This window comes from Terrabacter sp. 2YAF2, from assembly GCF_052114705.1.
Taxonomy (GTDB): domain Bacteria; phylum Actinomycetota; class Actinomycetes; order Actinomycetales; family Dermatophilaceae; genus Terrabacter.
In genome coordinates this window covers 1-1099 of sequence record NZ_JBFRFG010000050.1, presented here as the reverse complement: position 1 = coordinate 1099, position 1099 = coordinate 1, and the positions used below count along the sequence as shown (strand labels likewise).

At 64.9% G+C, this 1099-nt stretch carries 2 protein-coding genes; one reads left to right on the top strand and one right to left on the bottom strand.

The window, feature by feature from the left end; all coding sequences use genetic code 11:
* Positions 1 to 191: 191 nt before the first annotated feature.
* A complete protein-coding gene (locus tag AB4030_RS22355; RefSeq protein WP_056825450.1) occupies positions 192 to 389 on the bottom strand; it encodes a hypothetical protein in 198 nt (65 codons plus the stop codon).
* A gap of 112 nt (positions 390 to 501) precedes the next feature.
* On the opposite strand from AB4030_RS22355, the gene AB4030_RS22350 reads away from it, so the two are divergent.
* Complete coding sequence (locus tag AB4030_RS22350) at positions 502 to 834, top strand: hypothetical protein (protein ID WP_442281398.1); 333 nt, start codon at positions 502 to 504, stop codon at positions 832 to 834.
* Positions 835 to 1099: the final 265 nt, after the last annotated feature.

The window sequence follows — 1099 nt, the reverse complement described above, 5'->3', positions numbered from 1 at the left end:
AGACCCTGTCCTCCCGGAGCTCGTTCAACGACATCCTCGTGACTCCACGTTCTGGCAGGGGCTCGCGCGTCCCCAAAACCCCCGTGACTACAGCCCTGACAACAGGTAGTTCCAAGAGCCAAGACGCAGCGCTCATCCTCATCTGCCGCAGACCGGTAGATCGATGGGCCAGCCGCGCGTCCGTGCATGGGCTACTTCGCGGGCCTGAACTCCCCGCGCGGCGGCTCCTCTTCGACCGGCGACATGCCGGGGAGGATCCCCACCTCGGCGAGTTCTTCGACGGTGAGGCTGGCCCAGCCATCTGGCGACGACAGCCGTTCAAGCATTCCCGGCGTCACGAAGACGGTCTTCCCCGCGACCTCGTATGGCAACTTGTCATCGGTCGGCACCCGACGAACGTACCTCGCCGCAGGTCCTCGGGGTGTCTCTGCGAGACGTCCGGTCATGCCGCGAGTCGGAAACCCTGGGGCACACTCTGATTCAAAGTCTTACGCTGCCTGAATGGCCGAGCGGATCATGTACCTCCAGCTCAAGACGGGTCACAACACGGATCGCGGGCCCGCCTGGATCGCCCGAGTGCGCTTCACACGCAGCTGGCGGACGGCATACGTCCACGGGCGAACGTTGGCACGCGTCACAGGGACGGCCAGGGCCAACTTCGATTCCAACTTCTACGACGTCGAAACAGGCAAAGAGTTCTGGATGTCAGGGCCCAAGCGCGATCGCACCGACGGGCGATACTCCAGCCAGCAACCCCACGTCGACGAAGACGTTCGGGATGACTACGCGGCCTTTCTAGCCGGCTCACCGCTGCCCGGTCGCGAGGCCGGTTAGCGCGCTGCCCGACGCACTCATCTGGCGCGCGGCGGGCGGTCGTCCGAAGCTGCCGGTCCTTCTGGAACAAGAGGTTCGGCAGCTCCAACGCTGTCCCTGGACCGGCCAGCTATGAGAGCCAGTCCACCCAGCCAAATGCGATGTCGTTCGCCGCTCCGACTGCGAGCCGTCCTCGCCTGCCGCGCAGGATCTGAGCCGCAAGGATCAGCAGCCACGCGAGAACGCTTAAGCCGAAGAGCGCGGAGCCGACAAGCAAGTCCGTCAT

Coding starts and splice junctions, on each gene's coding strand:
- AB4030_RS22350 (WP_442281398.1), top strand. CDS start 502: ATGGCCGAGCGGATCATGTACCTCCAGCTCAAGACGGGTCACAACACG.